At 43.9% G+C, this 7000-nt stretch carries 4 protein-coding genes; 2 read left to right on the forward strand and 2 right to left on the reverse strand.

All coding sequences use genetic code 11. The features are described from left to right. Positions 1–54: 54 nt before the first annotated feature. Positions 55–774, forward strand: coding sequence for a transposase (locus FKN93_RS16640; protein ID WP_346009397.1), 720 nt, complete (start codon positions 55–57; stop codon positions 772–774). 248 nt (positions 775–1022) lie between these two features. Continuing rightward, positions 1023–1223 (forward strand): hypothetical protein, encoded by a 201-nt coding sequence (locus FKN93_RS16645; RefSeq protein WP_000266180.1) that lies wholly within the window; start codon positions 1023–1025, stop codon positions 1221–1223. Positions 1224–1260: 37 nt separating this feature from the next. Here FKN93_RS16645 and FKN93_RS16650 read toward each other — a convergent pair whose 3' ends face one another. Both FKN93_RS16650 and FKN93_RS16655 read right to left on the reverse strand, forming a co-directional pair. Further along, positions 1261–4275, reverse strand: a complete 3015-nt coding sequence (locus FKN93_RS16650) for an EAL domain-containing protein (RefSeq protein ID WP_258011864.1) — start codon at positions 4273–4275, stop codon at positions 1261–1263. Positions 4276–4425: 150 nt separating this feature from the next. Next, complete coding sequence (locus tag FKN93_RS16655; protein WP_001177657.1) at positions 4426–6549, reverse strand: methyl-accepting chemotaxis protein; 2124 nt, start codon at positions 6547–6549, stop codon at positions 4426–4428. Positions 6550–7000 lie beyond the last annotated feature (451 nt).

The following is a 7000-nucleotide window of genomic DNA, read 5'->3' on the forward strand; positions in this document are numbered from 1 at the left end:
AGTTAAGGCTAATCCACAACAGTTCTTGCCCTGGAATTATCAGTCCAATATCTAATCAAAACAGGCTCTGGCTTTCGGCCAGAGCCGCTTCTTAATACCTATGTACACTATCTTCTCGTAAGCTCACCTAAAGCTGTTGGCTTGGATTGGGGTGTTTCTCATTACTTTTCGACTATCGATCAGGATGGTAATTTTGAGCAAGTCGAAAACCCCCGTTACCTCAGAAACAGCAAAGAGCGATTAACCTCTTTACAACGTGACCTCGCGTTAGCGAAAAAAGGCACTCGCACCCAGCGAAAATTAAAGCATCAAATTGCCAAACTCCACCAGAAAATCGCCCGTCAAAGACTCGATTTTACTCATAAAGAAACTGCAAAATTAGTTGAAGTGGCGGCATTGATCGCCACCGAAAAACTCACCGTTAAGAACATGACTCGCAGTGCCAAAGGTACTGTCGAGAAAAACGGAAACATGGTGAAACAAAAGGCTGGTCTGAATCGGGAAATTCTGAACACCGCGCCAGCCATGACTCTTAATTTGCTGCGATACAAAGCGGAAGAAGCTAGTAGCGAATTTGTTGAAGTACCAACAAAGCAAGTTAAGCCAAGTCAAACCTGTCCAGACTGCGGAGCTAAGAAGAAGAAATCCTTAGCAGACCGCTGGCACTCATGCGAATGTGGTTGTGAGAAGCCCCGCGATGTAGCCAGTGCGCAAGTTAACTTAAACTGGGCGTTAGGTATTCAGGCTGGGAACCAGCCTAAAAAGGTAGCTTAGGCTTTCTTTTTGAAACTCCTTCAAAACGCGCAGCGTTTAGTGGGAGTTGTTCATTATTACTGCTCGTTCAGCCATGGCTATTACAGGGATTAAACTTAGACTCTGAGTTATTTCTCCCATTATCCCAACCCGCGATGACAATTTTAAGCATTGCGATCAGTTTGAAGATGCTCAATATGGTCATCATCAATGGGATACTGAGAGCTGGGGGCGAAAATACGTTTTGCTTGAAGATGGATTTCATCGCTATGTGGCTCTTTGGTTTACCTCTCACCGCCATTGCCGCATTTGTCATGCATTACTCTTTTGAACAAGTGTATATGATGATGCTGGTAGAAGAGATCATCAAATTAACGCTCTGTTGGCGGCGCTATCGTACTCGGCTCTGGTTACGGGACTTAACCACCCCCCATAACTTAGCAGATAACCATAGCGAACCGGCTTGTTAATATCCAATGAAGCGGTAAGAGGAGACACCGTCTCCTCTTATGTTTCCGACACTTGCTCTTTGTTCACTTCAGCTTCTAATTCTGCGAGGCTTTTAGGCTTAGAAAAATAAAAACCTTGGATAATGTCGATATCCAATTCGCTTAACACTTCCATTTGAAGCAGGGTTTCAACCCCTTCAGCCACCACTCGAAAACCAAGGCTTTGCACCATGCTCACCAGCCCTTTGATAAAAGCTAAGTTTGACGGTTTTTCACTAATATCATTAATGAACGATCGATCAATTTTTACCTCTTTAATAGGCAACCCTTTCAAAAGAGATAAAGAAGAAAACCCTGTACCAAAATCATCCAATGACAAACTAAAGCCAGCACTTTGCAACTCTCTTAATGTTCGATAACTCATTTCTTTATCCGAAATCGCAGCTGTTTCAGTGATTTCTAAGCAGAAGAGAGAAGGGGGCAATCGATAAGCATTAATTTTATCCAAAAGATGCCGAGTAAAGTGGCTATGTACCAACTGACGAGCACTAATATTGACTGAAATATGGTGTAAACTACGCAACCATGGGGATGAAACGACATCTTGGCATACCCGATCAATGATGCAATCACCCAGTTTCATCATTAAAAAACTGTTCTCTGCCACCGCAATAAATTGGTTCGGCGGAACCACGCCTAAGGTCGGTGACGACCATCTTGCCAGAGCTTCGACAGAACAGATCTGTTTACTGCGGTTATCATACAGCGGCTGGTAGTGAACTTTTATTTCACCTTGTTCAATGGCTTTGCTTAGTAAATGTTCGGTTTGTAAATGGCTCTCGAAAGGTTGATGCATTTTTTTCTCGTAATGCATCACCTTACCACCACCCATTTGCTTCGCGCGATACATCGCAATATCGGCATTTTTAATCAGCTCATCGGCATTAATCCCTTGGCTTGGATAAAATGCCACCCCAATACTGGCTTGGCTAACCAACTCAATATTTTGATAACACATCGGTTTTTCCACTGCACGCAATAGCCGCAAAGCCAGCTCAGAAGCTTGGTGTGCATTAACAACATCGCAGAAAAAGACAAACTCATCACCACCAAAGCGCCCGATCAAATCTTGAGAACGCAATGACTTGGTCAAAGCTTCAGCCACATGACGCAGTAAAGCATCCCCCACTTGATGGCCAAACGTATCATTAATCATCTTAAAGCGGTTGAGATCCATCATCATCACTGCTCTTGGCTGTTCAGGCTGCTCCTTAATGTGTTTTTCGATCACTTCCATAACTTTACGCCGGTTGGCGATGCCCGTCAGTCCATCAAAATAAGCCATTTGGTGGATTTTATCGGCCGACTCCTGCTGTTCGGTAATATCAATCATCGAACCAACAATACGTACGGGCAGGCCATGATGATTACGGATCGCAGAGCCATTCATCTGAACCCAAATATAATGCCCATCATCACGTGATAATCGTAGTGTCATTTTGAATGGGCTCATTGTGTTTAAATGTTCTTGGATCATTTGCTCAAACGCCACAATATCTTCAGGATGAATTCGATTAAGGAACAACTGAGGATCAATCACGCCGGACTGATTAGACTGAGTAAAACGCAACATGACACTTAGCCGGCCATTCCAGTAAAGTCTCTGTTGCTGCAGATCCCACTCCCAAATACCATCATTTGAGCTGCTGGAGACAACTTTAAGCTGCTGCAGTAATTGCTGTGATTTTTTATGCCGCTGCTGGCTGGTTTCAATCAGTGCATCTCGCTCAATAAATAGCGATAAAATATCTAAATAGTTATAGAACATCGCCGATTGAGCGATACTACGCTCGCAACTCTGTTTTTCAACCACAGTGACCACATCCCAATCCCCTTGCTCCCCTCGGTTCACTGGTAAAAGGGTGATCACACTGGCTTCTTTTGCCTCCAAATACGGTAGGTTTCGCACATCTTGCGGATCGCTTTCTTGTTGCTTCAACTCATCACTGCTGATTAAACTGCGCTGGGAAGTCAACCGATACTGCTCATAACGGTGCAGCTCTGCTCTTTTCAATTGGCACTGATACAGCGTTTGTGCATCAAGAATAGACTGAAAGCCCCCTTTAGCTAAAGAATAAAGGTTATCAAACAGCTCTGAAGGAGAATGTAGCGCTTCATAAAGTAAAGCATGGCGAACAGTTTCTCGGTCAAGTTCTAATGATTTATCTAACGGTGAAGACCCACATGACTGGCGAATCACTAAGCTTTGCTCAATATATGACACTTCCCGGCTAAGTCCGACTCCGGCAATACGCTCTAACGCTCGTTGAAAAACAGCACGGGTTAGCTGTTCTAACTGCTGATCAACCGTGGTTAACGGTGGTGAAATTCGGCAACCAGAGAAGATATTATCAATTCCCACGACAGCGAGATCATTTGGAATATCAATATTATGTAACTTAAGTTGCTCTATCATGCCCAGCGCATTTTGATCGGTCGCACAGATAACTGCCGTACAACGGTTAGACGATAGTGTTAACCACTCTTCCGCCGCTTGCCTGCCCCCCGCCAATTGGCAATTTTCCACACTAAACAGCTGAGAGGTATCAAATGTTCGATGATGATAGCGTTCAACACATTGCTTAAAGGCATTGAATCGAGAGCGAATATCTGTGACAAAAAGATCGCCACAAAAACCAATGTATTGATGGCCTAATGAAACCAGCCACTGATATAGCTGCTCAACGCCACTGCTTTGCAAACTAGAAAACTGTTCAACGGGCAAAGGAGAATAGCTTGCCCCCATCGAGATAACAGGAATATCCAACCGAGTCGCGGCTTCCACATAGGTGTTTGCTGCCGCATGCAGCACTACGACCAAAGCATCCATTTGGTGCAATGCAATAGGCAACGAAAAATCACGGCTATCACCAGAGCGAATAATAATAAGATTGACGCCTTCTTGTTCCGCTAACTGGCGGAATGTGGCACTAATTTCTCCCATATAGAAGCCACTAAGCATGGGCATAACAACGCCGATTGTGACTCTACGCGAACTCAAACAGGTAGGCATACAGCAACTCATCCTTGAAAAGAAAAGTTCATAATGCCTAACTGCTTGGTTTTTATAAATGCAATACTGTTAAAAATGACTTCGATCGCACATTTAGTGCACAAACTACCGAGTCATGAATAAACATTGTACAACATTATGCATAAAACCTCAGGCAGATTGACTGATTTCAAAGCGACCAACCAATTGATTTAAACGGTGTAATGAGTTTTGCATCAAGGTCGTACGACGTGCTAGTTGGGCTGACGCTTCCTGTAGTTCGACCACCGTTGACTGTGCCGCATCTGCCGTTTGTCGGTGCTCCTCACTATTACGAGCCAATTCCTGAATTAAGGAAAATAACCCGGTGACAGAAGCTTGTAGATGCTCACTCCGGCTAGAATCATCAATCACTTGGGTGTTATTTTCTACATTCGTGATCCCCTCTTGCATATAACGAACCGCTCGTGCAGATTGCTGATGCAATGCTTCCATCAACTCGCCAATATTATTAGCTGCTTGTGAGGTTTTATTGGCCAATACCCGAACCTCATCCGCGACCACAGAAAAACCACGCCCATGCTCACCCGCTCGTGCAGCCTCAATAGCAGCATTCAACGCTAGCAAATTTGTTTGTGCGGTAATTTCCGTAATCAGCCCAACAATGCCACCGATTTTTTGCATTTCACTGTTTACTTCATTGACCGTTTGCGCTGAAGACTGAACAATATTTTTAATGTCTTGCGCACTCTCTGCGGCTTTTTGATATTCCTGCTGTGCCACTTCTACCGCTTGTTGCATAAGTTGATTCATATCTGTTGCGGTATCGTGTGCATGGACGATTTCTTGGCTTTGGATTTGTGCTAAAGAGAGCATCTCGGTGATTGAATTGGCCGTGGTGTCACTCGTAGAAAGAAGTATCTGACTACGTTTTAACATCGATTCAGATACATTTTGCACTTCCTTACTCGCAAAAACCAAATCGTTCACTATCTCTTCTAAACTATCAATAAAGCTGTTTGTCCATCGCCCTAAATCTCCCGTTTCATCGGCTTTAAAATGTTCAGTACTAAGGCGTCGAGTCAAGTTTCCATCCCCTTCTGCCAGTACTTGCATGACCTGGGTCATACTGGATAAATGTTGGGCGATCTGTTTCGCAGTTAATCCATGAAACAGAGCAACCGCGATCGATCCCATTAACATAGACAGTAACAACAATTGCCACTCAGCTAAGGGGTAAAGGTAACTAATCAAAAAAGGCAGTAATAACGGTGCAAAAATACTTAAGGTGAATTGTTGATCTAATTTGAGCGATAAAGAACGGTGTCGATAAACTTCTTCCAAATCTGACTCACACATCATCCCCCAACGGTCAAGTGAACCGGGCATCACAAAGGTCACCCCTTTACCAATTACGGGAATATGCCGATAATCAGAATAACCCGGATACTCAACGAATAAATTCGAACCTCGCTTAATGGTTTCTCGTACACCGGGATGAAGCTGCTGCGTCGCAGGATCCGTAAACATAATCTCAAATTCCGTATGACGCTGAATTTTTACCGTCCCCCACTGAGTATGAATCCCCTCCTTAAGGTTCTCTCCATGGGAAAAGCGGTTATCTTCAAAGCGCGAGCGAGACAGCGCCGTTCCAGCTCGAATCGAGCGATCAAACTTCGGTTCCACCATAAACAGATAGTTGTCCCCCGATTCGCTGTAAATATGCCCAGCTTCTCGTTGGATTAAATCCCCCACCACGTCATTGGGAACTCGCCCACAAAGACACCCAATAACTTCTCCATGGTGAATCAAGGGCTGGTAAAACATCAGTGTCACTTCATCATGAAACGAGGAACTAGAAGGGCCAATCGATAGCGTTAATTTATCAATATAAGGGCCATGTAAAAACGGCTTCTTCAACCCCATCTGTAACGCTTCTAGCGAAGGAACTGAACGTCCATTTTGTTGTATGTAAGTCGAGTTCACCACAACACCTTGCGGAGAGACCACAAATAACTCCGAAAAATCGCTCGAGCGTTTCAGCAAACGTTGCAAAGTCTCGTGATATTCCAGCTCACCTTTAGCCGATAGATATAAGGCGGCATCTTGTAAAAAAGACCATTGATTATTCGCCCACGTGGTTAATATATTCACACGAGTATTCGCAATATTCTCAAAGGTTTGCTCAAGAGTTGAGATTCGACTGCGGTTCAAAAAACAGGCTTTACGCATCGCCCATTTACCGGTTTTTCCCAACCAAGGAAGCCAATGTTGTTCTTCTGTTGTTAGCTGCATAAAAATTACTGTCCATGTATTTGATTATTCAGGCTTATAATGCAAAGCCCATTCCATAGACGCTCAAAACGAATGCTATGCTGTGATTCAGCATAAGAATAAACAGCATCACTAGCCTCAGAACATTTTGCTAGTGAATACGACTAGTGAGAGACACCATCGCTCATGCTTTTATGCACCAAACCTGTGCAGAAAAAGAGGCGTACGAACCAAAATGCACCAATTAGGTGCTACTTCATAGAGAGGGGATCAGTAAAGCCAACAAGAGGGTTGGCTTTGTGCTTTGACTAGCATTTATTGACTCATCGCCACTAACGACTTACCAATTAACCTGAGATCTGGTTAAGCCAGAACTAAGCAATTACTCTCTAACAGCTCAAACTCTTGAGCTGTTAGATCTAGACTGGGCTTTTTATCCCTCAAGCAGTACGCGATTAATCCGCCCAACAGA

This window comes from Vibrio sp. A8-1 (assembly GCF_013048685.1).
Lineage (GTDB): Bacteria > Pseudomonadota > Gammaproteobacteria > Enterobacterales > Vibrionaceae > Vibrio > Vibrio metschnikovii.

What these genes read in the sequence shown, in the direction of transcription:
- FKN93_RS16645 (WP_000266180.1), top strand. Translation starts at nt 1,023, where the DNA reads ATGTGGCTCTTTGGTTTACCTCTCACCGCCATTGCCGCATTTGTCATG.
- FKN93_RS16650 (WP_258011864.1), bottom strand. Translation starts at nt 4,275, where the DNA reads ATGCCTACCTGTTTGAGTTCGCGTAGAGTCACAATCGGCGTTGTTATG.
- FKN93_RS16655 (WP_001177657.1), bottom strand. Translation starts at nt 6,549, where the DNA reads ATGCAGCTAACAACAGAAGAACAACATTGGCTTCCTTGGTTGGGAAAA.